This window comes from Erythrobacter sp. JB3-1 (assembly GCF_057364995.1).
In genome coordinates this window covers 1,052,243-1,077,425 of record NZ_CP200289.1, presented here as the reverse complement: position 1 = coordinate 1,077,425, position 25,183 = coordinate 1,052,243, and the positions used below count along the sequence as shown (strand labels likewise).

General features: G+C 59.5%; 32 protein-coding genes. 19 read left to right on the top strand and 13 right to left on the bottom strand.

The genetic code is table 11. The features are described from left to right. Positions 1-96: 96 nt before the first annotated feature. The 12 genes from AC0V6M_RS05045 (at position 97) to AC0V6M_RS04990 (ending at position 7,882) form a co-directional block, all read left to right on the top strand. Positions 97-507, top strand: coding sequence for an SUF system Fe-S cluster assembly regulator (locus AC0V6M_RS05045; protein WP_486137763.1), 411 nt, complete (start codon positions 97-99; stop codon positions 505-507). Positions 508-554: 47 nt separating this feature from the next. Beyond that, complete coding sequence (gene sufB, locus AC0V6M_RS05040; RefSeq protein ID WP_486139566.1) at positions 555-2,015, top strand: Fe-S cluster assembly protein SufB; 1,461 nt, start codon at positions 555-557, stop codon at positions 2,013-2,015. Beyond that, on the top strand, positions 2,012-2,392 hold the full coding sequence (locus AC0V6M_RS05035) for a hypothetical protein (protein WP_486137762.1): 381 nt from the start codon (positions 2,012-2,014) through the stop codon (positions 2,390-2,392). Before sufB ends, AC0V6M_RS05035 begins: the two co-directional genes overlap by 4 nt. Next, positions 2,389-2,511, top strand: coding sequence for a hypothetical protein (locus tag AC0V6M_RS05030; protein ID WP_486139663.1), 123 nt, complete (start codon positions 2,389-2,391; stop codon positions 2,509-2,511). Before AC0V6M_RS05035 ends, AC0V6M_RS05030 begins: the two co-directional genes overlap by 4 nt. Beyond that, positions 2,511-3,203, top strand: coding sequence for a hypothetical protein (locus AC0V6M_RS05025; RefSeq protein WP_486137761.1), 693 nt, complete (start codon positions 2,511-2,513; stop codon positions 3,201-3,203). The genes AC0V6M_RS05030 and AC0V6M_RS05025 overlap by 1 nt, the downstream gene beginning before the upstream one ends. Beyond that, positions 3,200-3,709 (top strand): DUF559 domain-containing protein, encoded by a 510-nt coding sequence (locus tag AC0V6M_RS05020; protein ID WP_472643811.1) that lies wholly within the window; start codon positions 3,200-3,202, stop codon positions 3,707-3,709. Before AC0V6M_RS05025 ends, AC0V6M_RS05020 begins: the two co-directional genes overlap by 4 nt. Before the next feature lie 42 nt (positions 3,710-3,751). Then, positions 3,752-4,528, top strand: coding sequence for a Fe-S cluster assembly ATPase SufC (gene sufC, locus AC0V6M_RS05015; RefSeq protein WP_486137760.1), 777 nt, complete (start codon positions 3,752-3,754; stop codon positions 4,526-4,528). Continuing rightward, on the top strand, positions 4,525-5,283 hold the full coding sequence (locus AC0V6M_RS05010) for a SufD family Fe-S cluster assembly protein (RefSeq protein ID WP_486137759.1): 759 nt from the start codon (positions 4,525-4,527) through the stop codon (positions 5,281-5,283). Before sufC ends, AC0V6M_RS05010 begins: the two co-directional genes overlap by 4 nt. Continuing rightward, positions 5,280-6,524, top strand: coding sequence for an aminotransferase class V-fold PLP-dependent enzyme (locus tag AC0V6M_RS05005; protein ID WP_486137758.1), 1,245 nt, complete (start codon positions 5,280-5,282; stop codon positions 6,522-6,524). The genes AC0V6M_RS05010 and AC0V6M_RS05005 overlap by 4 nt, the downstream gene beginning before the upstream one ends. Beyond that, positions 6,521-7,033 carry an SUF system Fe-S cluster assembly protein gene (locus AC0V6M_RS05000; RefSeq protein WP_486137757.1) on the top strand — a complete coding sequence of 171 codons (513 nt, stop codon included), beginning with the start codon at positions 6,521-6,523 and terminating at the stop codon, positions 7,031-7,033. The genes AC0V6M_RS05005 and AC0V6M_RS05000 overlap by 4 nt, the downstream gene beginning before the upstream one ends. Before the next feature lie 214 nt (positions 7,034-7,247). Further along, entirely contained in the window at positions 7,248-7,523 is a 276-nt protein-coding gene (locus AC0V6M_RS04995) for a GNAT family N-acetyltransferase (RefSeq protein WP_486137756.1), read from the top strand. Further along, positions 7,520-7,882, top strand: coding sequence for a HesB/IscA family protein (locus AC0V6M_RS04990; RefSeq protein WP_486137755.1), 363 nt, complete (start codon positions 7,520-7,522; stop codon positions 7,880-7,882). The genes AC0V6M_RS04995 and AC0V6M_RS04990 overlap by 4 nt, the downstream gene beginning before the upstream one ends. A gap of 57 nt (positions 7,883-7,939) precedes the next feature. Here the strand turns inward: AC0V6M_RS04990 and AC0V6M_RS04985 are convergent, their stop codons facing one another. The 3 genes from AC0V6M_RS04985 to AC0V6M_RS04975 all read right to left on the bottom strand — a co-directional run bounded on the left by AC0V6M_RS04985 (position 7,940) and on the right by AC0V6M_RS04975 (position 10,105). Next, a complete protein-coding gene (locus AC0V6M_RS04985) occupies positions 7,940-8,881 on the bottom strand; it encodes a hypothetical protein (protein ID WP_486137754.1) in 942 nt (313 codons plus the stop codon). 83 nt (positions 8,882-8,964) lie between these two features. Then, on the bottom strand, positions 8,965-9,393 hold the full coding sequence (locus AC0V6M_RS04980; protein WP_486137753.1) for a hypothetical protein: 429 nt from the start codon (positions 9,391-9,393) through the stop codon (positions 8,965-8,967). Then, on the bottom strand, positions 9,386-10,105 hold the full coding sequence (locus AC0V6M_RS04975) for an EI24 domain-containing protein (RefSeq protein ID WP_486137752.1): 720 nt from the start codon (positions 10,103-10,105) through the stop codon (positions 9,386-9,388). The genes AC0V6M_RS04980 and AC0V6M_RS04975 overlap by 8 nt, the downstream gene beginning before the upstream one ends. Positions 10,106-10,250: 145 nt before the next feature. Between AC0V6M_RS04975 and AC0V6M_RS04970 the strand changes: the two genes are divergently transcribed. Together AC0V6M_RS04970 and AC0V6M_RS04965 are read left to right on the top strand one after the other, a co-directional pair. Then, positions 10,251-11,255, top strand: a complete 1,005-nt coding sequence (locus AC0V6M_RS04970; protein ID WP_486137751.1) for an adenosine kinase — start codon at positions 10,251-10,253, stop codon at positions 11,253-11,255. A 919-nt stretch (positions 11,256-12,174) separates the two neighbouring features. Beyond that, on the top strand, positions 12,175-12,375 hold the full coding sequence (locus AC0V6M_RS04965) for a KTSC domain-containing protein (RefSeq protein WP_486137750.1): 201 nt from the start codon (positions 12,175-12,177) through the stop codon (positions 12,373-12,375). A 32-nt stretch (positions 12,376-12,407) separates the two neighbouring features. Here AC0V6M_RS04965 and purD read toward each other — a convergent pair whose 3' ends face one another. Continuing rightward, positions 12,408-13,691, bottom strand: coding sequence for a phosphoribosylamine--glycine ligase (gene purD, locus AC0V6M_RS04960; RefSeq protein WP_486137749.1), 1,284 nt, complete (start codon positions 13,689-13,691; stop codon positions 12,408-12,410). On the opposite strand from purD, the gene xseA reads away from it, so the two are divergent. From xseA to AC0V6M_RS04940, 4 genes are read left to right on the top strand one after another with little or no spacing between them, the layout of a single operon-like run. Next, complete coding sequence (gene xseA, locus AC0V6M_RS04955; RefSeq protein WP_486137748.1) at positions 13,690-15,201, top strand: exodeoxyribonuclease VII large subunit; 1,512 nt, start codon at positions 13,690-13,692, stop codon at positions 15,199-15,201. The two genes, purD and xseA, sit on opposite strands and share 2 nt — an antisense overlap. Before the next feature lie 23 nt (positions 15,202-15,224). Then, complete coding sequence (locus tag AC0V6M_RS04950) at positions 15,225-15,428, top strand: DUF2093 domain-containing protein (protein ID WP_472643826.1); 204 nt, start codon at positions 15,225-15,227, stop codon at positions 15,426-15,428. After that, positions 15,425-16,399: a M23 family metallopeptidase gene (locus AC0V6M_RS04945; RefSeq protein WP_486137747.1), complete on the top strand. Its 975-nt coding sequence runs from the start codon at positions 15,425-15,427 to the stop codon at positions 16,397-16,399. Before AC0V6M_RS04950 ends, AC0V6M_RS04945 begins: the two co-directional genes overlap by 4 nt. 32 nt (positions 16,400-16,431) lie before the next feature. Then, entirely contained in the window at positions 16,432-17,487 is a 1,056-nt protein-coding gene (locus tag AC0V6M_RS04940; RefSeq protein ID WP_486137746.1) for an esterase-like activity of phytase family protein, read from the top strand. A gap of 85 nt (positions 17,488-17,572) precedes the next feature. On the opposite strand, the gene rpmB is transcribed toward AC0V6M_RS04940, so the two are convergent. After that, positions 17,573-17,863: a 50S ribosomal protein L28 gene (gene rpmB / locus AC0V6M_RS04935; RefSeq protein ID WP_472640163.1), complete on the bottom strand. Its 291-nt coding sequence runs from the start codon at positions 17,861-17,863 to the stop codon at positions 17,573-17,575. A 152-nt stretch (positions 17,864-18,015) separates the two neighbouring features. On the opposite strand from rpmB, the gene AC0V6M_RS04930 reads away from it, so the two are divergent. Further along, positions 18,016-18,471, top strand: coding sequence for a nucleoside deaminase (locus AC0V6M_RS04930; RefSeq protein WP_486137745.1), 456 nt, complete (start codon positions 18,016-18,018; stop codon positions 18,469-18,471). Positions 18,472-18,500: 29 nt separating this feature from the next. Here the strand turns inward: AC0V6M_RS04930 and AC0V6M_RS04925 are convergent, their stop codons facing one another. The 8 genes from AC0V6M_RS04925 to AC0V6M_RS04890 all read right to left on the bottom strand — a co-directional run bounded on the left by AC0V6M_RS04925 (position 18,501) and on the right by AC0V6M_RS04890 (position 25,001). Then, positions 18,501-19,007, bottom strand: coding sequence for a hypothetical protein (locus AC0V6M_RS04925; protein WP_486137744.1), 507 nt, complete (start codon positions 19,005-19,007; stop codon positions 18,501-18,503). 416 nt (positions 19,008-19,423) lie between these two features. Next, complete coding sequence (locus AC0V6M_RS04920; protein WP_486137743.1) at positions 19,424-20,014, bottom strand: hypothetical protein; 591 nt, start codon at positions 20,012-20,014, stop codon at positions 19,424-19,426. 90 nt (positions 20,015-20,104) lie between these two features. Next, positions 20,105-20,617, bottom strand: coding sequence for a SixA phosphatase family protein (locus AC0V6M_RS04915; RefSeq protein WP_486137742.1), 513 nt, complete (start codon positions 20,615-20,617; stop codon positions 20,105-20,107). 27 nt (positions 20,618-20,644) lie between these two features. Further along, positions 20,645-21,355, bottom strand: coding sequence for a ribonuclease T2 family protein (locus AC0V6M_RS04910; RefSeq protein ID WP_486137741.1), 711 nt, complete (start codon positions 21,353-21,355; stop codon positions 20,645-20,647). Further along, positions 21,339-21,785: a hypothetical protein gene (locus tag AC0V6M_RS04905; RefSeq protein ID WP_486137740.1), complete on the bottom strand. Its 447-nt coding sequence runs from the start codon at positions 21,783-21,785 to the stop codon at positions 21,339-21,341. Before AC0V6M_RS04905 ends, AC0V6M_RS04910 begins: the two co-directional genes overlap by 17 nt. Before the next feature lie 13 nt (positions 21,786-21,798). Then, positions 21,799-22,659, bottom strand: a complete 861-nt coding sequence (gene nadC / locus AC0V6M_RS04900) for a carboxylating nicotinate-nucleotide diphosphorylase (protein ID WP_486137739.1) — start codon at positions 22,657-22,659, stop codon at positions 21,799-21,801. Between the two features lie 288 nt (positions 22,660-22,947). Further along, positions 22,948-23,745: a LytR/AlgR family response regulator transcription factor gene (locus AC0V6M_RS04895; protein ID WP_486137738.1), complete on the bottom strand. Its 798-nt coding sequence runs from the start codon at positions 23,743-23,745 to the stop codon at positions 22,948-22,950. Then, positions 23,742-25,001 (bottom strand): sensor histidine kinase, encoded by a 1,260-nt coding sequence (locus AC0V6M_RS04890; protein ID WP_486137737.1) that lies wholly within the window; start codon positions 24,999-25,001, stop codon positions 23,742-23,744. Before AC0V6M_RS04890 ends, AC0V6M_RS04895 begins: the two co-directional genes overlap by 4 nt. Positions 25,002-25,183 lie beyond the last annotated feature (182 nt).

Here is a 25,183-nt window from a genome sequence, read left to right as displayed (position 1 = left end):
TGAATTCGGACAGTTTCGCTCCTAATTGCAATTCGGAACGAATCTGTCCGATTAAGAGTTTTGGCTCTGCCAGTACTCTGTAAAACGTAGCGAGCCATGCGCCTTTCAAACCTTGCCGATTACGCTGTGATTATCATGCGTCAGGCCGCCAGCCATTGCGGCGATGGGCGGGTGAGCGCGGCTGAATTGGCGAAGGAATCGGGCCTTCCCGTGCCCACGGTTCAGCGGCTCGTATCAAAGCTTACGGCTGCGCATCTGCTGCGCTCGGTTCGCGGCGCGCATGGCGGATTGCAATTGGCGCGCCCGGCCGCCGCGATCAGCGTGGCCGACATCATCGAAGCGGTCGAAGGGCCGATTGCCCTTACCGCCTGTATTGATTCCAACGATTGCGACTTTGAGGCCGCTTGCGAAATGAAACCGCATTGGCCGATCATCAACACCGCATTGCGCGGCGCCTTGGCGGATATCCCGCTGACGCAGCTGGTGCATGCAGAGGAACTGGCATGAGCGATAATCTCGATATTCAGGAAAACCCACTTTCCGACGCGCCCGAAATGGACGCCGAGGCCAAAGAGGCAGCGGCCAATGCGGCGGAATATGAGCATGGCTGGTCGGCGGAAATCGACACCGAGTTTGCCGAAAAAGGCCTCACTGAGGATACCGTGCGGTTTATCTCGGGCAAAAAGGGCGAGCCGGAATGGATGCTCGATTGGCGGTTGAAGGCGTTCCGCCTGTGGGAGCAGATGGAAGAGCCGGATTGGGCCAAGGTTGGCTATCCAAAAATCGACTATCAAGACGCCTATTATTACGCCGCGCCGACCAAGAAGGTTGAGCTGGATTCGCTCGATGATCTCGATCCCGATATCAAGGCGGTCTACGACAAGCTCGGTATTCCGCTGGGCGAGCAAGAAGTGCTGGCCGGGGTCAAAGGCGCGAAAAAGGTCGCGGTGGACGCCGTGTTTGACAGCGTCAGCGTTGCGACAACCTTCCGCGAAGAGCTACAGAAGGCGGGCGTCATCTTCCTGTCGATTTCCGAGGCGATCAAAGAATATCCCGAGCTGGTCAAAAAATGGCTCGGCAAGGTCGTGCCTCAGCGCGACAATTACTTCGCGACGTTGAACTGCGCGGTCTTTTCTGATGGCACCTTCGTCTATGTGCCAGAGGGCGTGCGCTGCCCGATGGAGCTCAGCACCTATTTTCGCATCAATGCGGAGAACACCGGCCAGTTTGAGCGGACCCTGATCATCGCTGAAAAGGGCTCTTACGTCTCCTATCTCGAAGGCTGCACCGCGCCGATGCGCGATGAGAACCAGCTGCACGCCGCGGTGGTCGAATTGGTCGCGATGGAAGATGCCGAGATCAAATATTCGACCGTGCAAAACTGGTATCCCGGCAACAGCGAAGGCGTGGGCGGGATCTACAATTTCGTGACCAAGCGCGGGCTGTGCCAGGGCGACCGCTCCAAAATCGGCTGGACGCAGGTTGAAACCGGCTCTGCTGTGACGTGGAAATATCCCTCCTGCGTGCTCAATGGCGAAGACAGCGTGGGCGAGTTCTATTCGGTCGCCGTCACCAACAATTTCCAGCAGGCCGACACCGGCACGAAGATGATCCACAATGGCAAGGGCTCACGCTCGACCATCATCTCCAAAGGTATTTCGGCGGGCAAATCGAACAACACCTATCGCGGCCTTGTGCGGATTGGCCCCAATGCCGACGGCGTGCGCAATTTCACACAGTGCGACAGCCTGCTGCTTGGCGATGAATGCGGCGCGCACACGGTGCCCTATATCGAGGTGAAAAACCCCGGCGCTCAGATCGAGCACGAGGCGACCACCAGCAAGATCAGCGAAGAGCAAATGTTTTACGCGCAGCAACGGGGGCTGGACGAGGAAGAGGCTGTGGCGCTGATCGTCAACGGCTTTGCCAAGGACGTGCTCAAAGAGCTGCCGATGGAGTTTGCCGTTGAGGCGCAGAAGCTGCTGGCGATCTCGCTTGAGGGGAGCGTGGGGTGATCGAGCTTCTAGCCGCCGTCCCAGCCACCGAAATGCTCAATCGCCCCTTGTTGCAGTGGCGTGTCCATGAGTTTGTGGGCTATGGATACGTGGCCGCTGTCCTTGCGCTACCGTTTCTTGCTGGTTTTCTTCACCACCGGAATTGGAAAGCATGCGCTGCATGGTCGTTCTGTATCGCGAGTGTTGTCAGCTTTTGGTTCGTGGGAACCGAGATTACCGAGGCTCGATTTCATGAATATGGTATTGATGAATCTGACATGCTGTTGGTCGCGGTCAAACGTGCGCTTTTGCCATCAATAGGTGCAACGTTTGGCGGTATCGCGGTTGGCACCCTGACCTTTCGAATCTTCAAGAATAAGGCGGAAGCCACTACATGACCGACCGCAAAACCCTAGGCCTGCGCGAGCCCTCTGACGAAGCCCCCGAGCTGCCGATGGAGTTTGCGGTTGAAGCGCAGAAGCTGCTGGTGATCTCGCTTAAGGGGAGTGTGGGCTAGTGAGTCTTTGCTACGAAGTGGCTGTCCCGCAGGGCAAATGGCCGAGCTTTGGCCAGATGAATGCGGCGCTGCAGCAGCGCGGCTACCCTTTGCGTGTGCTGCTTCAAGGCGATCAAAAACTCGATGATCCGATGCAGGAATTTGACGGCTTCCTCAGCTTCCATGTTGAGTTCATGGGCGAGCATCAGGAGATGGAAGTTTACTGCCAGCCCTATGGCCCCAAATTTCCGGATCACCGGGTTACTGAAGACACCAACGAACATCTCGAAGAGATCGGTTCTGAATTTCGCGTCAATGATGGCGATCACAATATGAATGTCGGCTTTGGCCCTCGCATTCCGCAAAAATACTTTGCGCCCTATTGCCTGCTTATGGGAACTTTGGTGCGCGATTTTGGTGGTTATGGCTATGAAGGCCAAGGCCCGTCTTTTGGGCAGATGGACTGGGCGCAGGAGCTGCTTGATAACGCCGAGAGCACCATTGAGTACGAGCGCACGCAGGCTGCCAACGCTGCTGCAAAAGCACGAGAAGACGCCGATGCCGCTTTGGTCGCACAGACAAATGCGCAAGCCGCCGCCCAGCAGAAAAAGGGCTTTCCGCTATGGCGCACTTTGGCCGTAATCGTGGTCATGCTGCTGCTGGCCGAATTCGTTGACAAGAACATCTACAATTTCACTGGAGCGGGCGCATGACCGAACGAAAGAAACTCGCCCTCAAGCCTTCTGACGAGGCGATTGATCCTGAGACCCTCAACAAAAAGGGTCGCGGGTGGAAAATCTCGGACAAGCGTCTCGACGCGCTGCATGATCGTGCGCGCGAAATGCGGCGCTTCGCCTCGCCCGCCAACAAGGCGCTCGCTAAGCGGTTCGCGGAAGCCGACATGGGCAAATACACTTTCAAACGGTTCGCCGTTGTTGGCAGCGCGATTGTCGACTTCAACTGCCACAATTTGGGCATGGCGATCATCATCGAGGAAGAAGATGATGATCTGGCGATCTCCAAGCGCCGCGACAAAAGCCTGGAGGCGGTCGGCATCCGTGTGATGCGGATCAAGGCTGAGCATATCCTGGAAAATATGGATAAGGTGCTGGAACGCATCACGATCGGCATGCGGATGCGCATTGGCGATAGGAAAGACGCCGCGCGGGCCCACCGCGAAGAAAACCCCAACCAAGATTACCCCCGCCGCCGCGATTGAGCCGGGCTGGCGACCAAATATTTTGCAAAGAGAACAATTCCAATGCTGAAGATTGAAAACCTCCACGCCGAAACCGCCGGCAAAGCGATCCTGAAGGGGCTGAGCCTCGAGATTCGCCCTGGTCAGGTGCATGCGATTATGGGCCCCAATGGCGCGGGCAAATCGACGCTCGCCAATGTGCTGGGCGGAAAGCCGGGTTACGAAGTGACCGGCGGCAGCGTGGAATTCATGGGCCAAGACCTGCTTGATCTGGATCCGCATGAGCGCGCCGCCGCTGGCCTGTTCCTCGGCTTCCAATATCCGGTTGAGATCCCCGGTGTTTCCAATGTGCAATTCCTGCGCGAGGCGCTGAACGCTCAGCGTAAAGTGCGCGGCGAAGAGCCTTTGTCTGGCGGCGAGTTTCTGAAGCTCGCTAAGGAAAAGGCAGGACTGCTTGGCATGGATATGGACATGCTAAAACGGCACGTGAATGTCGGCTTTTCCGGCGGCGAGAAAAAGCGCGCTGAAATGGTGCAAATGGGCATTCTCGCCCCGTCGCTAGCGGTGCTGGACGAGACCGATAGCGGCCTCGATATTGATGCGCTGCGCGTTGTGGGTGAGGGCATCAATGCCATTATGCGCCCACAAGGCGGCGCGGCGGATAAGGGCGTGCTGCTAATTACTCACTACCAACGTTTGCTTGACGTCGTGAAGCCTGACCTCGTCAGCGTGCTGGCCGATGGCCGCATTATCGAAACCGGCGGTCCAGAGCTGGCTCTACGGCTTGAGAACGAAGGTTATGACGCGGTTATGGCCGAAAACCTTGGGGCGGCGGCGTGAGCGAACTGGCCACTCTTCCAACCCGGCACGATGAGGCCTGGCGCTATGCCGATATTTCAGCGGCAGAGGCGATTGGTGCTGAAGCGCTGAACGCTTGGCGCGAGGTTTCGGTGGCCGCGGGCGAGACCCACCGCGAGACCTTTGTGCTGGACGGCGATGCGCCTGCGGTTACGCGGCTTCGCGTGGCGCTGGGCGAAGGCGCGCGGGCAGAGTTCTTCGCGGTCAACGCAGCCAGCGGCTCAGCCCGGCTAGAGATCGAGGTGACATTGGCACGCGCGGCGCATTTCGAGTTTGGCGGCGTGACGATTGGCGGCGGCGATGCCACCCGCGAGTTCGTAACCAAGACCATTCATGCAGAGCCCGATGGGACCAGCAATCAGACCGTGCGCAGCGTGCATTGGGGCACCGCCTCGGGCAATTTCCTGGGCGAGATCAACGTCGCGCGCCATGCGCAAAAGACCGATGCGGCGCAGGACTTCAAAGCGCTGCTGCTGGAAAAAGGCGCGAGCGCAAACGCCGTTCCTCAGCTTGAGATTTTTGCCGATGATGTGAAATGCGCGCACGGCGCGACCATGGGTCAGCTCGACGAGAGCGCACGCTATTATATGGCCGCACGCGGTATTGCTCCTGATGTGGCGCAGCGGCTGCTGGTGCAGGCCTTTCTCGGCGATGCTCTCGTCGCAATGGGCGACTCTAATGCGCAGGGCGAACTGCTGGATGTGGCGCTGGCTGCGTTGGAGGGGAGTGCGCTGTGAACGCGCCCGCTTCTTTGACCCGCGACGCTGGCGATCTGCGCCGCGCTGACTTTCCTGGCCTGGTTGGCCGGGACGGTGCGCCATGGCATTATCTCGACACGGCAGCGACCTCGCAAAAGCCGCAGGCAGTGATTGATGCGATGGCCCGCGCGATGGGTGAGGATTATGCGACCGTTCACCGCGGCGTCTATGCGCGCTCAGCGGAAATGACGGCGGCCTATGAAGGCGCGCGGCGCACGATTGCGCGCTTCATTGGCGGTCAGGAAAACGAGCTAGTGTTTACGCGCGGCGCGACCGAGGCGATCAACCTTGTCGCGAACACCTGGGGCGAAGCCAACATTGGCGCTGGCGACCGGATTTTGCTGTCCCAGCCGGAGCATCATTCCAATATTGTACCGTGGCAAATGCTCGCCGAGCGTGTCGGCGCGCATATTGATGTGTGCCCGCTGACCGATGATCACCAGATTGATCTGAACGCCGCCGAAGCGATGCTGACTGAGCGGCACAAGCTCGTCGCGTTTGGCCATGTCTCCAATGTTTTGGGCTCTGTTCTGGACGCGAAACGCGCTGCTGATCTGGCGCACAATGTCGGCGCGAAACTGCTGCTCGATGGTTGTCAGTCGGCCCCACATATGCCGGTCGATGTCGCGGCGCTGGCTTGCGACTTCTACGTCTTCTCCGCGCATAAACTTTACGGCCCGACCGGGATCGGCGCGCTGTGGGCGAGGGCGGACATTCTGGATGCCATGCCCCCGTGGGAGGGCGGCGGCGCAATGATCGACCGCGTGACCTTTGAAAAGACAACTTATGCCCCTGCGCCGCAGCGGTTTGAGGCAGGCACGCCGGCCATTACGGAGGCGATCGCCTTTGCGGCAGCGGCTGATTATGTCAGCGAAGTGGGCCTACACCACATCCACGCGCGAGAAAGCGCTTTGGTCGCGCGGCTGCGCAACGAGCTGGGCGCGATGAATGATGTGCGCCTGTTCGGCCCTGCGGACAGCGCGGGCATCGTCAGCTTTGCGATCGACAATATTCACCCGCATGACCTCGGCACGATCCTCGACGAGGCGAATGTCGCGATCCGGGCGGGACACCATTGCGCACAGCCGCTGATGGAGCATCTGGGCGTGCCAGCAACAGCGCGGGCCAGTTTCGCGCTCTATTCGAATGATGATGATGTTGATGCGCTGCTCGAAGGCATTGCGCGGACGCGTCGTTTGTTTTTGGGAACTTCGCAATGAACAAGCCAGAAAATGACACCGAGTTTGTCGCGGCCCCTGCGCCGAATGAAGACGTAATAGTTAATAAGCCAAAGCGCGCACGGGTGGACGATGCGATTGATCCCGATGCTGAGGCTCAGGCGGCCTCTGACGAGCCGCGCAAGCGCGACTATCTAGAGGGCTTTCTGGCTAAGGCACCGGCCACCGGCGAAGTCGGCGGCGCGGGTAGTGATCTGCAACAGGCGGTCGTCAATGCGCTCAAGGAAATTTACGATCCTGAGATACCCGTGAACATCTATGACCTTGGCCTGATCTACGGCGTGGAGGTCGATGACGAGGCCGATGTGACCGTCACCATGACGCTGACGACGCCGCATTGCCCGGTTGCCGAAACCATGCCGGGTGAAGTGGAGCTGCGCGCTGCCAGCGTGCCGGGCATTCGCGATGCCGAAGTTGATCTGGTATGGGATCCGCCTTGGGGCCCGGACAAGATGACGGATGAAGCGCGGCTTGAGTTAGGAATGCTGTGATGAGTGCAGTGACAATCAAAAAAGCCGACTATGCTGACCGACAGGATGCCGCAGACCTGGTTGATTTGCTGGGCTATTATGCGCTCGATCCAATGGGAGGAGGAGCCCCCCTCGATCCCGAAGTTCGCGCGAATCTTGCTGCGCGTCTGCAGGAGCAACAGAACGCTTTCTCCCTGATAGCGTATTGCGATGGGGAGCCCGCAGCGCTGGCAAATTGTTTTTTGGATTCTCTACGTTTTCGGCAAGGCCACTCGTCAACATTCACGATATTGTGGTCAAAACGGCCTATCGCGGGAAGGGCTTGGGCAAAGCATTGTTTGCCGAGATTGAGAGTATCGCAGCCAAAAATGGAGCGTGCAAAGTTACGCTGGAAGTTCTGAGCGGGAATGAGCCTGCCAAGGCCTTATACGGCTCTTTGGGTTACGGCGATTATCAACTGGACCCAAACAAAGGCCATGCTTTGTTTTGGCAGAAGGAGCTGGTGGCATGACCGACACCAAAACGAAAACGCGCAAAATCCCTGCGGCTGTCACCCTGACCAAGGGCGCAGAGGCCCGCGTGGCCGAACTGATGAGCAAAGCGCCGGAGGATGCGATTGGTGTGAAGTTGTCGACGCCGCGCCGCGGCTGCTCAGGCCTTGCCTATTCGGTTGATTACGTGACCGAAGAGGTCGCAATGGACGAGAAGATCGAGACACCCGGCGGCACCTTCTACATCGACGGCGCGAGCGTGCTCTATCTGGTCGGCTCAATCATGGATTGGGTCGAGGATGACTTCACCGCTGGGTTCACCTTTGAGAACCCCAATGCCAAAGGCGCTTGCGGCTGCGGCGAGAGCTTTATGGTCTAGGCTGCGCCAGGGCCGGCTGCAAAAGCAGCTTGCCTGAGCTTCTCCAAAGCAGGGCGTTTAACCTTCTTCGCTCAGGCGTTTGATCAGGGCTTGTTCAAGCGCATCTAATTCGCCGTCTGCATCGACCATAGCTTGGAGCCAGGCGTTCTCGTTTTCAGTCACGATATTGCCTTCTGCGGCGCGTGCTTCGAACTGAGAATTTGAACCCTTTTTGCCGAACACTTTGCCAAAATTGTTGGCGACGTCTGGCGCTGCTTTCGCCATTCTGCCCATGAAGCGGCCGACATTCGCTTTGTTGTCGGCGATGAATGCTTCGAGCTCTTTGGCACGTTCGTGGCTGATCTGAGCATGGGCGAGGTGGAAGCCTTTGAGATAGTTCGCGATGCCATCGACGAACAGATCGGCCCATTCTGGCGCGTTCGCATCGTCTTTGGTCGCGTCTTTCAGGCGGAACAGCATCTCTGCGTCAAACCGGGTGACGGCCGCTGTGCCGTGGCCGCCGCTGGCAAAGATCAGGCGGCGCAGGATCTTGCATTCGGAGGCGCTGATATGTGTATCCGACAATTCGCCGCCATCGCGGGTAGGGCCAGTGCCGGTCAGCACTTCGTTTTCAACCTGCTTCAGCGCATAGTGCTTGAGCGTGTCAGGCACGTTTTGCGCGCGCTCAACGATGCGAGCGATCGCTTCGAGCTCGGCCATGCTGTTGACTTTGCCGTCATGATCGATCTGAGAGATCAGCCATTTGGCTTCGTTTTCATCGCACATCAGGCGCGGGTCGGTGCCATTGAGGACAAATTCGCCAATCGCCTCCACGAAGAAGTCGGTCCATTCCGGGCTAGGGTTTTCGACCACATTGTTGATCGCGAAAATCGCTTCGGCTTCTGCGCGGTGGATGATGCCGTCGCCCCAGCCAAGCTGGCGCAAGGAAAGCAGTTCCTCAGCAGAGATGTGCCCGTCTTCACTGGCACGGCGGGCGAGATCGGCAAATTGGGTTGTCATGGCGTGTCAAAGTCCCTTCGCAATTGCGCGAATTCTTACCGCAAAAGTGCTTAAAGTCGGGTTACCATAGTGCTCGGGGGCCGTTAGCGGCGCGCCAAATCGCGCACGCAGCTCGCCTCATCCACGCTGGTGCCGCCCTCGGGGTTGCGCGCCTCAACATAGGTTGCTGTTGGCGTTTGCCCTGGCTCCAACGGATAGAGGAAGACGTCGAGCACACAGCCTTCGCCTGCAAATTGCAGCTTGCGCGCATCCCCTTCGACCAGGTCAATGCGGGCATCGCCAAAGCTGGCGGTGAGCTGTTCTGCGCGTGCACCGATTACGCCGCCCAGATTGCCGGCATTTTGCACCGTCGGCGGTCTGAACCCGCCGCCTGCCGGCTGATCTCCGCCGCGTACTGTGGTGGTGAGCGGCCCGGTGCGGGTGACGCCCGGCGTGTGCGTGGCTCCGCCGCTGGAAGTGCTGGCGCAGGCGCCAAGCAGCAATGTTGCCGCAAGGCCAAGCTCTTTACGCATCAACGGCATCCCTTTGATTAAGGCCCGTGCGACCGCGAGCATGGTGGGTCAAATGGGTTCCTGCAGCGGCGCCCAGAATTGGGGCAAGCAGATTTGCAAAAGGCACCAGCATCAATCCCGCAATCACACCGCCCAGCGCCAATCGCTGAAGCGAGCCCACCGGAGTGCCGGTATCATCCGGCTGACGGTGCCGAAGCCACGCCATATCAGTGAGTTCGCGCCCCAATAGCACCGCGTTGACGATTAGGAAAACCAAGGCGGGACCAATGGCTGTGAACAACAGGATGATCGCGACGGGTAGGGCAAGCAGGTTGAAGCCCAAGGCTCGGCCAATCCCGCGCAGACTGTTGCTGAGGTCTTCTCGAAACGGCAGATCGCGGGCAGTGCTGGCGGCGTCTGGATAGTGGCGCTGCTCCACCGCGCGCACGATCTCATCGGCGAAGAACTGCAGCACGGCGAAGGCGACGATCCTGAAGGTGAGCCAAAATGCGATAAGCCATAAAACCACGGCTAAGAACGCAGCAGCTGGGCCCTCAAACCCTTCTGGCAAGATGGGTAGCAGTGCCCATTCCAGCGCATCCATCAAGAACAGCCACATCACAACGCCGATGCCGCCGAAGATCAACAGGGTCACTAGAAGGCTTTTGACCAGAACACGCAGAATGGCCGGATCGCTTAGCTGCGCGAAGGCTTTGGCAAGGGATGCAATCACAAGACTCATCGCCTTTGCGATGCGGGGTCAGTGCGATCAAGTCAAATGCTGATGCAAGCGCGCGCTCCACAGGGCTTGGCCTGCGCCCTCAAGCGGGCTAGGCGCTGCGGCGCAATTCAGACTTTTAGCCAAACAGGACTTTGCTGTGCCAGAACCCGTAAACGAGCCGCGCTATGATGTGATCGCCATTGGCAATGCAGTGGTGGATGTGATCGCCGCTTGCGAAGAGGAGCTGATCGAGGAGCTGGGTCTCAATCGCGGCGGGATGACCTTGGTCGACGAAGCGCGCGCCGATGAGCTGTACGAGGCGATGCCACCTGCGCGTGAGGTGTCTGGCGGATCAGCGGCGAACACGCTCGCGGGGCTTTCCACTCTGGGCATGCAATGCGCTTTTATCGGCCAGGTTGCGGGTGATCAGCTGGGCAAGGTGTTCCGCCACGATATGCGCGCCACCGGCATCGATTTCGACACGGCTGCGCGCAGCGGAGAGCCTGCCACGGGGCGCGTCCTCATCTTCGTAACGCCGGATGGCGAGCGGACGATGAACACCTTCCTTGGCGCAGGCCAGTATCTGCCGGCCTCAGCGCTCGATGAAGAGCTGATCGCAAGCGGTGCGATCCTCTATCTTGAGGGCTATCTGTGGGATCCGGAAGAGCCGCGCCGCGCGATGCGCCGCGCGATCGAGGTCGCGCGCGCAGCGGGCCGCAAGATCGCCTTTACCGCGAGTGAGAGCTTTGTGATTGATCGCCACGGCGACGACTTCCGCGAGATGATCGAGGCGGGCCTGATCGACATCCTGTTCGTCAATGAGAGCGAGCTTGCGACGCTAACCGGCGAAGCTGAGTTTGAGGCGGGCGTCGCCGCGGTTGCTGGCAAGGTGCCGGTTCTGGTCGCCACCCGCGGCGAGAAGGGCGCTATCGCGATTGCGCATGGCGAGCGCGCTGAGATCGCCGCTGTGCCGATTGACAAGGTCGTCGACAGCACGGGGGCTGGCGATCAGTTCGCGGCGGGCTTCCTCTCTGGCTATGCCAAGGGTGAGCCGCTGACGCGCTGTCTGAAACGCGGTGCGATCACCGCTGCGGAGGTGATCTCTCACTATGGCCCGCGTCCTGAGGCGGACATGAAGGCGATGATGGACGAGAGGCTTTGATTTTGCGCAGGTCCATCCGGACCTGCGGTTTCCTCGCTCATGCGGCCTAAAGGCCGCGTCGCTGCGGGCGGCCAATGCGGCCTTGCGAACCCTGTAGGGTTCGAACTGGCTCATGGTAGCACGACTGGGGAGCCTTACTCCATTCACCGCTGGTGAGGCACGCTTGGAACGGCTGGAACACAGTCCTGGGCCGAAAGTGCATTCGATTAATGCAGGCGCGTATGATCGGATTTTTCGATCAAAAGTGGCTGGGGTCTGACAATGTGAAAGAGCGCGGGCTACCTAGCAAAGCCGACCTGAGTAGGAAAATTCACCACGAGCCGTCGCCTCCCAGATCTGGGGGCAGCTACAGAGAATCGCTGCTTTTATGAAAGTCGATTTTGACCCACGGGAGTCAAGATTTAGCTTACTTTGAAGACCCTCAAACGAGGCATCGTTGCGGCTCCCCTGTGGACAATATGACTTATCCACCGGAAGTGACAAAGCGGCAAAAGGTTCGAGAGTTCAGGATTTCAAACGAGTCGCGCCATTCGCATACGATCCCAAAATGTTCGATCGCCTTTTTCCGAGATATCCCCGAAGTTACACCTCTTGCGTCCAATCGTGAGGTTATTCAACATACTGATTGACAGCGAAAAGCCGGACCCCAAAAATGAGGCCCGGCCTATCGTTTGCCGGGGTAGTTTCGAGGCCACCCGGTGCAAAGCGGCTGTGTCTAGCAGCATTCGCAAACTGCGGATGTTACCTGTTTTGGTCAAGGTCTCTTTTTAGAAGGAGCCCTTACTATGGGACAAAAAATAAGGCGCCAGACAGCGCATCGTAGCTCTGTAAACGGTCAGTTTGTCACAGAGAATTATGCCAAAAGAAACCCACGTGAAACCGAGAAAGAGCGGATCAAGCGTCCGGACTGGAAGCGCTAATGCTGTCCGCCTCTTTCAATTCGTCGGCTATTTCTAGCGCGACATACAGTCCGGCCAATGGTGACCTGCACATCGTGTTCACTAGTGGAAGAGGTTATGACTTCTGCGGTGTCCCAATGCGCGTTTGGCAGGGGCTTTGCTCCGCAGGTTCAACTGGCAGTTATTACAACGCTGTTATAAAAGATAACTATCAGTGCTGAGACAGTGGTGGGGGCGACTTAACTCGCTCCCATCATTGCCCCTCCCGCTCAACCTCACGCCAGCCAATATCCCGCCTGCAAAAGCCGCTCTCAAAATCCAAAGCATCAACCGCGCCGTAAGCGGTTTTCTGGGCTTCGGTGGCGCTCATGCCTTTGGCCGTTACGTTCAGCACGCGGCCGCCATTGGCGACCAGCTCCCCATCGACCATCGCCGTGCCCGCGTGGAAGACCTTGGCCGCGCCGCCATCGCGCAGTGCCTCTGCCAGGCCCAGATTGATCTGCCCGCCTTTTTCCGGCGTGCCGGGATAGCCCTTGGCCGCCATCACCACCGTCATCGCCGTGGCGGGTGAGAAGTTTGCCTCGCATCCCGCCAGCTCGCCCTTCGCGCAGGCCAGCATGATCTCGGCCAGATCGCTGGTCAGCCGGGTCATCAGCACCTGACATTCCGGATCGCCAAAGCGGCAATTGTATTCGATCAGCTTTGGCCCCGCCTCGGTCAGCATCAGGCCCGCATAGAGCACGCCGGAATAGGGCATGCCCTCCGCCCGCATGGTCTCAACCGTGGGTTTGATGATCTCGTCCATCACGCGCGTTTGAAGCTCTGACGTCAGCACGGGGGCCGGCGAATAGGCGCCCATGCCGCCAGTGTTGGGCCCGGTGTCGCCTTCACCCACGCGCTTGTGATCCTGAGCGGTGCCAAACGGCAGGATCGCGGTGCCATCGGTGATCGCGAAGAAGCTCGCCTCCTCGCCGCGCATAAACTCCTCGATCACCACCTCTGCGCCCGCCGCGCCAAAACGCCCGCCGAACATATCGGCCAGCGCCGTCTCCGCCTCTGCGCGGGTTTCAGCGATCACCACGCCCTTGCCCGCCGCCAGCCCGTCGGCCTTCAGCACGTATGGCGCGTCAAATTTGGCGAGTGCAGCTTCCGCCTCATCCAGCGTGGTCGTGCGGACATAGCCAGCGGTGGGGATACTCGCCCGGTCGCACAGCTCCTTGGTAAAACCCTTGCTGCCTTCCGGCTGAGCGGCGGCGGCAGAGGGGCCGAATACGGCGGTGCCGCCTTCGCGCAGGCTATCGGCCAGGCCATCCACGAGCGGGGCCTCTGGCCCGATCACCACCAGATCAATCGCCTTTTCCGCGCAGAACGCGGCGACCGCCAGATGGTCTCTGGCATCGAGCGTGACCAGCTCTGCTTCCTCGCCAATGCCGGGATTGCCGGGGGCAGCGTATAGCTTTGTGCATGACGGGGATTGCGCCAGCTTCCACGCTAACGCATGTTCGCGCCCGCCCGACCCAAGTAAAAGGATATTCATGGCTTCCCCGCCGATTGATAGTGACAAACAGGCCAATCTCGTAGCGCGAGAGCGGGAGGGCGACAACGCTCAGCCGCTGTCGATCACCGAGATTTCTGGTCTGCTGAAGCGCACGGTTGAGGATCGCTTTGGCTATGTCCGGCTGCGCGGGGAAATGTCGGGCGTAAAGCGCGCGGCCTCGGGCCATATGTACCTTGCGCTGAAAGACGAAAAGGCCGTGATCGACGGGGTGATGTGGCGCGGCAACACGTCGAAGCTGGCGTTCAACCCGGAAGATGGGCTGGATGTGATCGCGAGCGGCAAGCTGACGACCTATCCGGGCCGCTCAAAATACCAGATCGTGATCGACAATCTGGAGCTGGCGGGCGAGGGCGCGCTGCTGGCGCTGCTGGAAAAAACCCGCGCGAAACTGGCGGCAGAGGGCCTGTTTGCCAGCGAACGCAAGCGGGCTTTGCCCTATCTGCCGCGCGTGATTGGCGTGGTGACGTCGCCCACCGGCTCTGTGATCCGCGATATTCTGCACCGGCTGGCAGATCGTTTTCCCAGCCACGTGTTGGTGTGGCCGGTGTTGGTTCAGGGGCAGGGGTCTGCATCGCAAGTCGCGGGCGCGATCCGGGGCTTTTCAGAAATCGAGCAAGGCGGTCCAACCCCGCGTCCCGATCTGCTGATTGTGGCGCGCGGCGGCGGCTCAATCGAAGATCTATGGGGCTTTAACGAGGAAGAGGTGGTGCGCGCGGTCGCCGACTGCTCGATCCCCGTAATCTCGGCGGTCGGGCACGAGACCGATACGACGCTGGTGGATTATGCGGCGGATCGGCGCGCGCCGACCCCCACGGCGGCGGCGGAGATGGCCGTGCCTGTGCGGGCAGACCTTGCCGCGACCCTCTCTGACTTTGCCACCCGTCAACGCCGCGCGGTGCACCGCCCGGTGGAGCTGGGCCGCGAACGGCTGGAGGCGCGCGTTCAGCGCCTGCCGCTGCTGGAAAACCTGCTTCAGCCGCAGACCCAGCGGCTCGATGATTTGGCTGACCGCCTGCGGCGCGGCCTGACGATGAGCGCGGGCCAAGGGCGAGAGGCGCTGGCTGGGGTTTCGGCGCGGCTGTCGCCTGCCATCTTGCGGCGCGGGGCGCAGGATGCGCGGCGCAGGCTCGATCAAGTGCGGCTCGTGCCAGCCCTGGTGGTGCAGCCAATGCAGCGAAAGCGCGAGACTTTGGATGCGCTGGCGCGGCTCGCCAGCCAGTTTCATCCCGAAAAACCGCTGGAACGCGGCTATGCGATTGTTCGCGACGCAGCCGGGCGGGCGCTCACCGGCAAAGCGCAGGCGGAGCAGGAAACAGCGCTTAAGCTTCAATTCAAGGACGGCGAGCTAGGGGTGAACACAGGCGGTGAAGCTGACCCCTCTGCGCAGTCTGCACCGCCACCTGCACCGCCGTCCGCGCCTAAGCCTGCAAAACGGCGCGCGAAACCGTCTAAACCCGGGAACGCGGCGCAAACGGATTTGTTTGATTAACGCGTCATGCTAGAGAAAAAACCATGTTGATGTCATCGGGCGATAACGCCGCAAAACTCCATTACGGCCCCTCCACCTTTCGGGTTCTGAGGCCCGGCAAGCACGTGCTGTGCGCGGTGAGCGGTGAGGCCATTCCGCTCGAAGAGCTGCGCTATTGGAGCGCGGATCTGCAAGAGGCTTATGCGACTTGCGAGATCTCAACCAAGCGTCTGCTGGGCGAGATATGATCGCGATGCTGGGCATCCTTCGGGGCGCTGGCCTCGCTGCGGCGCTTGGCCTGCTCGGCTGCGCCTCGGGCGAGGCGAGCACGCCGGAAACGGCGGGCGCTGAGCCAGCCAAATCGCAACCAGCCTACACCGCGACCATCGAAGACGCGCGGCCGCAGCCGAAACCGGCCTCTGAGCGGATTGGCACTGCACCGGCCTCTGTTATGGCGAAGACCAAGCCGCAGGTGACTTTCTCAGGCGAGCTCACCCAAGGCGGCTATATCCGCGGGCGTTTGCCTCGCGGGACGGTGTCGGCGACCTTGGGTGATCAGCCGCTTAGCATTGGCGAGGGCAGCGGCAATTTCTTCGCCGCTTTTGACCGGGACAGCCCCGGCAATCTGACTTTGTCCGCGACCTTGGAAAGCGGCGAGACCGTTACCGAAGAGCTGACCATCTCTCCGCGCGAATGGGAGATCCAGCGCGTCAATGTGGCGCGCGGAACGGGCCGATCGAGCGAGGCTTGGTGGAAAAAGCGTGAGCCGGAATGGCTGGCGATCAAGGCGGCGCGGGAGAAGGTGACCGGCGCTGAGGGCTGGAAGCAGGACTTTATCTGGCCGGTGAAGGGGCGGATTTCGGGTCTATTCGGGCGTCAGCGGATTTATCGCGGTGAACCGGGCTCTTATCACTCCGGGATTGATATTGCACCGGGGGGTGGCGTGCCGTTCGTCTCCCCCGCCGATGGCGTGGTGGTGCTGGCGCGCACCGGCTTTAGCCTGGAGGGCGGCCTGATCATTATCGACCACGGCGCAGGGCTCAACAGCGCGTTTCTGCACGCCTCCAAGATCGCCGTGCGCGAAGGGCAAGCGGTCAAGCAAGGCGAATATATCGGCAATGTCGGCGCCACCGGACGCGCGACGGGTCCGCATTTGCACTGGGGCCTGAAATGGCATGACACCCGCCTCGACCCGCTGCTGTTTACTGGCCCGCAGTAAAGCGGCTCAAACGGCAAGGACATTCAGCCACAATGGGGCGCAAATTCCTGATATTAGCGGTGGCGCTTGGCCTTGCGCCGGGCACGTGGCTGCGCACCAATCTGTCGACCTCGTTCGATACGCCGATTGAAGTGATCGACATTGATCAGCGCTCCGGCGTGACCGGGCCACTGAGGATAACTGGCGCGTGGCAACTCGATTCGCAAAACGCGCATTTCGGCGGCTATTCCGCGCTCATCTTGCTGGGCAATGGTGACTTGTACGCAGGCAGCGACCGCGGCCGGATCATGCAATTGCGGATGGTCGATGGTGCACCGGTTTCCGAGGGCACAGTGCTCGATTTCCCGCCGGGGCATGGCGAGGTGCGGCGCGGCATCGCCGACCTAGAGGCGTTCACCCGCGATCCCGAAACCGGCACAATCTGGGCGGCCTATGAGCATGGCAATGTGATTGAGCGGATCACGCCCGACGGCACCATTACGCGCGCCAAACCGGCGCAAATGGCCAGCTGGTCACGCAATAGCGGGCCAGAGACCATTGTTCGGCTGGATGACGGGCGCTTTCTGGTTCTGGGTGAGGCTCCGGAAGGCGAGGGGCGCACCAATCGCCCCGGTCTGCTCTTCTCCGGCGATCCGGTCGACGGGGCCGAGGCGATAGAATTCCGCTTCTTCACGACGCGGGGCTATTCACCGGTCGATGCCGCGCTGCTGCCGGATGGCGATGTGATCATTCTGGAGCGCCGGGTCGAATACGCCTTCCCAGCCAAGTTCTACGCCCGCCTCGTGCGCGCTGACCCCAATGAGATCGCCGAGGGTGAAGTGTGGGGCGGCGGCGTGCTGGCAACGCTTGGCCGGGCCTATTGGGGCGAGAATTTTGAAGGCATCGAGTTCGTGCCCGATCCCACCCTTGCAGAAGATGCCGAGGATGAGGGCGCAGCCCAAACCGGCTCGCTCTATCTCATCGCCGATGACAATGTCTCCGCGTTTCAGCGCACCTTGCTGCTAAAGCTGGCTTGGCCTCCGGACGAACCGCAAGGCGACGCGGCCCGCCCGCAATCGGGCGAAAGCGAATCTACCGCAGACAAATGAAAAGGCGCGCAAGGCCTTCGCCCGCACGCCTTTTTCATAATCCGTCAAGGAAACGCAGCCGGTAAACCCGGCCCGCCTGCCAGCCTTAAGCGGCGGCTTTTTGCGCCTTGACCAATTCACGCTTCACTTTGCGTGCATTGGCAGACAGCTTGTCGTCCTTGGTCTTCAGCAGCCAATTGTCGAGCCCGCCATTGTGCTCAACCGAGCGCAGACCGTGGGTCGACACGCGGAATTTAAAGCCCCGCTCCAGCGTTTCGCTAAGCAGAGTGACGTGCTGCAGGTTCGGCAAGAACACGCGCTTTGTCTTGTTGTTGGCGTGGCTAACGTTGTTGCCAGTCAAACGACCTTTGCCGGTCAGTTCGCAAATGCGCGACATGATATCTCTCGTCTGTTCACAGTGACAGGTGGCCAAGTGATTCGGCCGCCTAAAAAGTTCGGGTGTTCCCGGAAAGGCGCGCGGATAGCCTTCACAATGCGAGATCGTCAAGCAAAGTTGCGCCTATTCGCCGCGCCGTATAGCGACCGCTTATGACTCGCTGGCCCATTCCGCAACCGATGATGCGCGCTCTAGAGGCAGCGCGCGAGGCCGCACGCGCAGGCGAGGTGCCGGTCGGCGCGGTGGTGATGCAGGGGGACACAGTGATCGCAGTGGCGGCGAATGCGACGCGCGAGCCGCCCGATCCCACCGGGCATGCAGAGATCCGGGCCTTGCGCGAAGCCGCGACAAAGCTGAGGCAAGACCGGCTGGACTCATGCGATTTGTACGTCACTCTGGAGCCATGCGCGATGTGCGCAGGCGCGATCAGCCACGCGCGAATTGCGCGGGTCTATTACGGCGCGAGCGATCCCAAAGGCGGCGCGGTGGAGCACGGCGCGCGCGTGTTTGAACATCCGCAATGCTTACACCGGCCCGAGGTCTATTCCGGCATGGGCGAGGCAGAGGCGGCGGAACTGCTCCGCGCGTTTTTCAAGGAGCGACGGTGAGCGCCTGTGTTTGCCCCTAGGAATTGAATTCAAAAATCCACGTTAGGTTTTGACGCAGGTTTCTTGTTTCGATCATCCAAATACTCTGCGCCATAGACGTCCATTCTCAATGATCGCTCCCTGAGAACTAGCTTGCCTGTACGAAAGCACCAAGTTTGCTCTATGGAAGCGAACTCTCCACCTCTGCGATTTTTCACCGCTTTCTGCTCTATCTTACAAGGCTGGCCGTATTTTGCTTCAAAGGCTCTGCTTACTGCTGGCCAGCCGCTTCTGTCACCGTAAAAGAATATTCGCGACAAGCGTGCATTGTAAATTTCATACCCAGAAATAAGCGTATTCGTACCCGCAACCACGGGGAATGCTCGATCACATGTAACACCATTTGGTTCGGTGCGCTCACAGTTGCGTTGGTTGAAAGCCTCTGCTGACATGTCAAAATTGGCGTTGGATTTAAATTCCTGAAATTGAAATTCTGGCAAAGCGGCATTGCCAGCTTGCGCCATGAGTAAAAGCATAACAAAGTTTGAAAATTGCATCTAGACCCCCGAATAAAAAGACGCTTCTCAGTTTACTTGAATAATTAACTATCTCAATACGTAACTTGCTCGTATGACAGCCCGCATCAGATCTTCGCGCGTACCCTTGGACTTTAGCAGGGATGCATTTGTTGCAGCGAACCGCCTACTCTACTTCAAACTCACTCACATTCCCCGCCTCATCCACCACAAACAGCGTGCCGTATCCTGCTCGGTCAGCTCTGGCGCGGAGTTGCCGCCGAAACGTGTCACTAGGTCGCCAACGGTGTTGCTATGGCCGACCACCAGTACTGACCCTTTGCCAGCGGCAGAGGCGAATCGAGCAAAATACGTTATGCCTCATGGGACAAAGAGACCAATAATGAGAAAGAGCCGCACTAGCGGTTAGCGGCGAAAAGCTTATAGTGCACCGAAAGTTAACTAGACATATTGCCACTATTATCGAAATAATTGTCCGATGGCTGCAATCGCAATGTCGATACTATCCCTGGACGCGCAAGTGGTGTCGATTTGGTCTTTCTCGATCTGACAACAGCCATTGTCTCGTTATCACTCGCTTCGCAAACAACGACAGCTTCGCCCTCACGAAGAGTGTGCAGTCTGTTCTCAGTTGCCACTAGATCAACCGGCCCAAGTTTCTCGCATAGCTCTTTCAACGAAACCAATTCATTTTCCACGGTCCGAGGCGATTCTGACAAGGTCAAGTTTACCGAAAACACTCGAATTGAATCCGTTTTACCGTCGCTATCATTATCCCAATGGGAAGAAGCGATGGTCGTACCGCCATATGAGCCACCGCTCTTGATGATCGCTAGGTCGCCCCCTGGCAGCGAGACTTTTACGTCTAGAAATTCGTTTGTGCCCCAAAAATCGCTTGTGTCTTCACGAAGCCTACCGCCTTCACCTTCAACCACAGCGTTTTGATTGAACTGAGACACAGGCATTCCCACGTAAACTTCAAGGTCTCTAGATGCGGTCATACAAGCAACTAAAAACATAAGGGCCATAAATGAAAGAAAAGCTCTCCTAGGTCTCATTTCGTGTCACCCTCATCGCCCGTGTCAGATGTTCATATGCGTCTGTTCGCAGCGAGCCCACTACTCCACCTCAAACTCCCTCACATTCCCCGCCTCATCCACCATAAACAGCGTGCCGTAATCCTGCTCGGTAAGCTCCGGCGCAGTGTTGCCGCCGAAACGCGTCACCAGGTCGCCAACGGTGTTGCTATGGCCGACCACCAGCACTGATCCTTTGCCAGCAGCAACCTCAGCGACCAGAGCATCGGGATTGCGGGGATCGTACGGTGTGATTTGGGCGCCAGTCTGGCCCGCGAGCGGTGCGCCCGTCTCCATCGCGCGGCGCGTGCGGGTGGCGTAGACCGCGGTGATGTTTGCGTCCGCCAGCATGGCGGCAAGGCGCTGAGCGTTTGCGGCTCCCTCGCTTGTGAGGACTGGATCGTCGCCTTTCGCCTTTTGCAGATGCCTGATGATGTAAACCGCGCTTGCATCTGTGTTGGATGCGCTTGCATCCAAGCGGCCCGATGAAGCCGGCGCCATGCATGCTCCCAGCGAGAGCACCAAAAGCAAGAACATCGCTCGCAATTTGGTCATAGCATGTCTCCGTTTTGCTGGGCACTCTTACAAGCCGCGCCAGATCTTCGCGCGGACCCCGTCCTTTGCGCCGTAGCGGCTCGATGTGCAGCGGGCCGGGCGGAAGCGTTTGTTGTAGCACAGGCGGATTTCCTCCAGCCAGCCTTGGCGGTTTAGCTTTACGCCGACTTGGCTGGCGCTCCACCCGCCATTGGCATCGGCGAATGCTTGGCGGATGCGCCCGGCGGTGAGGCCATCCTCGCGGCTGATCCGGTCATAATCGGGAATGCGCAGGCTCTCCCACAAAATCCGTGTGACCTTGAAATAAGTGTCGGGCCGCTTGGTCATGCGGCTGCCGTGTTTCGCCCATTGCCGTGCGACCAGCCGGGCGCTGGGCATCATGCACATATTGCGGCGCGTTTCGGTGGGGGTCAGGCGGCCCTGTGTCGGGCACCATTGCGGCCATGTCCGCCCGCTTTCCGGCCACAGACCGTGGACGATCAGGCCAAAACTGCCGTTGTCTCCGCTGCATTGCGTGGCGTGAGAGCGATTGTCCTGCCGCGTGCGGCAAAAGGCCGGGGACCAGCTCAGCGCCATAGTGTAGCCCGTGATCGGCAATGTGCGCGTTTGTCCGTTCGCCGAGACTTGCGGCACGCTGCTGATCCGGGGCATCTGGCATTGATAGGCCTGGGCGCTGGCCTGAGCCGGGAGGAGGGAGAGCAGCGCGCCAGTGCAAAGGGCGCTAGTCAAATACCGCAAGATCAGGCTCCTTAGTTTGGCGAAACCAGCGATTGGCGCTTGGCGTGAACAGCATGATGAGCGCGAGCGCAATCAAGACTGGTTCGCGCAGATACATGATATTGATGTATGGGTCTGAGACCCACAGCATGAACATTCGCGGGAAGCTTAAGAGTTTGAGCAGTGAGAACCCGGTAACAAGCCAGCGCGCCACCCGGCTCGCGCGCAGATAAATCCATGCCACAGGAATGAAAGCAATGGAAAGGATCGCGGACAGGGCAACGATCGTCCAATCTTGTGACCAACCCGGCCAGGGAAGATAGAGCGCAAATATCTCTTGCTGGATCGGCAGATTGGTCAAATTCAGGACATAAGTCGATATCGCTGCGGTCAGGAAGAACGCCGCAAACAGCTTGATGGATAGCGGGCGGGGGCCTTGCGCCAGTTTCATCGCTGACCCTGCCTTAAACCGGCTTGAAATCGAGACCAATATCCGCCGCAGGAGCGCTTTGTGTCAGGCGCCCGACCGAGACGAATTGCACACCAGTGGCTGCCTTCGCCTTGATCGTGTCGAGATTGATCCCGCCCGATGCCTCGCACGGCACGCGGCCATCGACCATCGCTACCGCCTCGCGCAGGGTCTCTGGCGGCATGTTGTCGAGCAGCAGGTGATGCGCGCCCGCTTGTAGGGCCGGGCCAATCTGGTCGAGCCGGTCGACCTCGCAAATGATGTGTTCCACGCCTGCTTCCCATGCCCGGCGCACCGCTTCTCCGACAGAGCCCGCGACGGCGACATGGTTGTCCTTGATCATCGCGGCATCCCACAGACCCATGCGGTGATTGCTCGCCCCGCCCATGCGGGTGGCGTATTTCTCCAGATGGCGCATGCCTGGAATGGTCTTGCGCGTGTCGAGCAGGGTGCAATCGGGGTTATCCATCGCGGTCACATATTCGCGCGCCATGGTGGCAATGCCGGAGAGATGCTGGACCGTGTTGAGCGCGCTGCGCTCTGCGGTGAGGAGGCCGCGCGCATTGCCGGCAAGCCGCATGAGGTCGGTGCCCGGCTCCACCGCATCTCCATCTTGCACGAGCAGTTCGATCTCGATCTCTGGCTCCAGCGCGCGGAAAAACGCCTCGGCAATGGGCAGGCCGGCGACAACGATCGCATCGCGGCTGTCCATTACGCCGGCAAAGCGGGCATCAGCGGGGATCACGCTTTCCGAGGTGACGTCGCGCCCACCGCCGATCAGTCCTTCGCCCAAGTCCTCTGCCAGCGTGCTGCGGACGAATTGGTCGAGATCGAAGCCAGGGATGGTGAACGTCATTAGGTATCTCCGTTCGCCCTGAGCCTGTCGGAGGGCAGTTTTTCAACTTATGCACGAAGCTAAGAGGAAAAGCAGTGCTTCGACAAGCTCAGTACGAGCGGTTTTGCAAAAAAGGGCCTTAAAACCTGCCCTTGCGGTGCGGCGCGCCGAGCTCCGCCCTCAAGCTAGCTAGCTCGCGCCGGTTCGAACCCGATTGGGTTCGCAAGACCGACTGGCCGCCCGCAGGTGCACCGTAGCGAAGCGGAGAGACTGCAGCGAGGAGTTCGCCCGGATGGGCGGACACAAAAATTAATGCACAAACCGCGCGACGACATCGCGGTAGCTGCGGCTCACCTTCACCTCAGCACCCGAATCCAGCACCAGGAAGCATTCGCCATTGGTATGCGGCTTCACTTGGCGGACCTGATCCAAATTGACGATGGTGGAGCGGTGCACACGCTGGAACTTGCGCGGGTCAAGACGGCGCTCCAGATCCTTCATCGTCTCGCGCAGGATCAGCGAATTGTCGCCGGTGTAGATGCACATGTAATCGCCAGCCGCCTCGATGTGTTCGATCGACTCGACCTCCACGCGGAAGATCTGTCCGCGATCTTTCACATTGATCAGTTTCTCAAAGCGTTCAGCGGTCTCCGCTGCGGCTTCGCAGAACTCATCGGCTTTGTCGGGGGCGACTTCGGCCAGAACGTCTTTCAGCTTCTCGGCCTCTTCCGCCGATTTCTTCTCTGTAATGCGTTGGCGCACCCGCTCCAGCGTATCGGCGAGCTTATCCTCGTCGACCGGCTTCATCAGGTAATTCACCGCATTGGTCTCAAACGCGCGGATCGCGTGTTCTTCAAAGGCGGTGACGAACACGAAAAGGGGCGGTTCGATTTCCATCACGCCTTTGACGACAGAAAATCCGTCGAAGCCGGGCATTTGGATGTCGAGAAACACCAGATCGGGCTTTTGCGTCTTGATTTTGCGAATGGCTTCGCGGCCGTTTGAGCAGGTGTCGATAATTTCGACATCGTCAAACGGCTCGAGCCTCAGTTGCAGGCCTTGAATGGCCAGTTTCTCATCGTCGACTAGGATTGTGCGTATGGTCATGCAGCAGGTCCAATGGCGCGTCTGGGATTAAGGGTAATCACCGACGCTGGCTGGGGGTTGGTGCCGGGGGCGGCAGAATTGGCATCCGCGGGGTCGGAGCCGGTTGCGCTTGCGCCTTGAGCATCAGGGCCAAGTGCAAATTCGTCTTCCATCTGGAAGGGGATTTCAATCGTTACGGCAAAGCCGCCGCCGGGATCAGAGTGGGTCTCAAACTTATGATCCGGGCCGTAAGCCTGCATCAGGCGGTTGCGAATATTGGCCAGCCCCACGCCGGTGGAGACTGGCTGGTTCGCTTTGTCTTGCTCATAATCGAGCAGCTCGTGCCGAACCGGGGCATCGGTGCCGGGGCCAGTGTCTTCCACCATGATGCGCAAGCGCCCGGCCATGATCCGGGCGGACAGAGTGATCTGCGCGCCTTCTTCCTGCGCAGACACGGCGTATTTCACCGCATTTTCGACCAAGGGTTGAAGCAGCATGGAGGGCAGGCGCGCATCCATTGCGTCGTCTTCGATGGCGAATTTGGTGCGCAGCCGCTCTTCAAACCGCATCCGTTCAATATCGAGATAGAGTTGCAGCGTTTCGACCTCTTGCGCCAGGGTCACCTGACTGCCGGGTTCGCTGACCAGAGTGTGGCGCAGGAAGCTGGAGAGGCGGGTGAGCATCGCATTGGCGGGCTCGGTCTGTTTCAGCAGCACCAAAGTGCTGATTGAATTCAATGTGTTGAACAGGAAATGCGGATTTAGCTGATAACGCAGCATCGCCAGCTGAGCGCTGGTCGCTTGCGCCTCGAGCCGCTCTAGCCGGTCGGCCTGTTCTTCAACGGTGAGGAAGTAGCTGATCGCGTAATACAGCGCGCTCCACCCGCCCAGCAGGGTCAGTGGGATGAAGGAACTGCCGATCAGGCGCTGTGCGAAGCTCGTCTCGCTCGCGCCGCCGATATAGAGGTTTTGCACCCAGGCATCGATCGAGGCGTGGATCATAACCGCCACGAACACCGCGACAGCCGTTGTTCCCCAGGTGACGATGGGCTGGCGCCCAATCGGCTGGCGATAAATCACCGACAGCACCAGCGTAATGGAAAAGCCAGTAATGGTCGTCAGCAGCAGCAAGACCACCAGATCGAGCGGCTGATCATTGGCCACCGCGACAACGGTTCTCAGCAGAAAATACCCACCCCAGCCGGAGAGCTGGAGAGTCCAAAACGCTCTGTTCTTGCTGGCAAAGAACGGCGTAGGCTGAATAGGTAGCATTGCCATGGCCGACCCTTGTAGACGAATTGTGCGATGGATGGCAGCTAGTTTTGCTTGCGGGTGATCGCGTTGGCCGCACTTTCTGCCCCGGAAAACCGCCGATTGCGCAGAGAATTGAGCGGTTTGGCCTGCCTAAAGGTTAGTCAGTTAGTCGCTTTGCGGGTGGCCTTGATGTGGGTGCTGCCTGA

Coding starts and splice junctions, on each gene's coding strand:
- AC0V6M_RS04985 (WP_486137754.1), bottom strand. CDS start 8,881: ATGACAACCCAATTTGCCGATCTCGCCCGCCGTGCCAGTGAAGACGGG.
- nadC (WP_486137739.1), bottom strand. CDS start 22,659: ATGACGTTCACCATCCCTGGCTTCGATCTCGACCAATTCGTCCGCAGC.
- AC0V6M_RS04915 (WP_486137742.1), bottom strand. CDS start 20,617: ATGACCAAATTGCGAGCGATGTTCTTGCTTTTGGTGCTCTCGCTGGGA.
- AC0V6M_RS05020 (WP_472643811.1), top strand. CDS start 3,200: ATGACCGAACGAAAGAAACTCGCCCTCAAGCCTTCTGACGAGGCGATT.
- AC0V6M_RS04895 (WP_486137738.1), bottom strand. CDS start 23,745: ATGACCATACGCACAATCCTAGTCGACGATGAGAAACTGGCCATTCAA.
- AC0V6M_RS04930 (WP_486137745.1), top strand. CDS start 18,016: ATGACTCGCTGGCCCATTCCGCAACCGATGATGCGCGCTCTAGAGGCA.
- AC0V6M_RS04890 (WP_486137737.1), bottom strand. CDS start 25,001: ATGGCAATGCTACCTATTCAGCCTACGCCGTTCTTTGCCAGCAAGAAC.
- sufC (WP_486137760.1), top strand. CDS start 3,752: ATGCTGAAGATTGAAAACCTCCACGCCGAAACCGCCGGCAAAGCGATC.
- AC0V6M_RS05030 (WP_486139663.1), top strand. CDS start 2,389: ATGACCGACCGCAAAACCCTAGGCCTGCGCGAGCCCTCTGACGAAGCC.
- sufB (WP_486139566.1), top strand. CDS start 555: ATGGACGCCGAGGCCAAAGAGGCAGCGGCCAATGCGGCGGAATATGAG.
- purD (WP_486137749.1), bottom strand. CDS start 13,691: ATGAATATCCTTTTACTTGGGTCGGGCGGGCGCGAACATGCGTTAGCG.
- AC0V6M_RS04920 (WP_486137743.1), bottom strand. CDS start 20,014: ATGGCCCTTATGTTTTTAGTTGCTTGTATGACCGCATCTAGAGACCTT.
- AC0V6M_RS04965 (WP_486137750.1), top strand. CDS start 12,175: ATGCTGTCCGCCTCTTTCAATTCGTCGGCTATTTCTAGCGCGACATAC.
- xseA (WP_486137748.1), top strand. CDS start 13,690: ATGGCTTCCCCGCCGATTGATAGTGACAAACAGGCCAATCTCGTAGCG.
- AC0V6M_RS04945 (WP_486137747.1), top strand. CDS start 15,425: ATGATCGCGATGCTGGGCATCCTTCGGGGCGCTGGCCTCGCTGCGGCG.
- AC0V6M_RS04925 (WP_486137744.1), bottom strand. CDS start 19,007: ATGCAATTTTCAAACTTTGTTATGCTTTTACTCATGGCGCAAGCTGGC.
- AC0V6M_RS04950 (WP_472643826.1), top strand. CDS start 15,225: ATGTTGATGTCATCGGGCGATAACGCCGCAAAACTCCATTACGGCCCC.
- AC0V6M_RS05045 (WP_486137763.1), top strand. CDS start 97: ATGCGCCTTTCAAACCTTGCCGATTACGCTGTGATTATCATGCGTCAG.
- AC0V6M_RS04980 (WP_486137753.1), bottom strand. CDS start 9,393: ATGCGTAAAGAGCTTGGCCTTGCGGCAACATTGCTGCTTGGCGCCTGC.
- AC0V6M_RS05000 (WP_486137757.1), top strand. CDS start 6,521: ATGAACAAGCCAGAAAATGACACCGAGTTTGTCGCGGCCCCTGCGCCG.
- rpmB (WP_472640163.1), bottom strand. CDS start 17,863: ATGTCGCGCATTTGCGAACTGACCGGCAAAGGTCGTTTGACTGGCAAC.
- AC0V6M_RS04940 (WP_486137746.1), top strand. CDS start 16,432: ATGGGGCGCAAATTCCTGATATTAGCGGTGGCGCTTGGCCTTGCGCCG.
- AC0V6M_RS04990 (WP_486137755.1), top strand. CDS start 7,520: ATGACCGACACCAAAACGAAAACGCGCAAAATCCCTGCGGCTGTCACC.
- AC0V6M_RS04905 (WP_486137740.1), bottom strand. CDS start 21,785: ATGAAACTGGCGCAAGGCCCCCGCCCGCTATCCATCAAGCTGTTTGCG.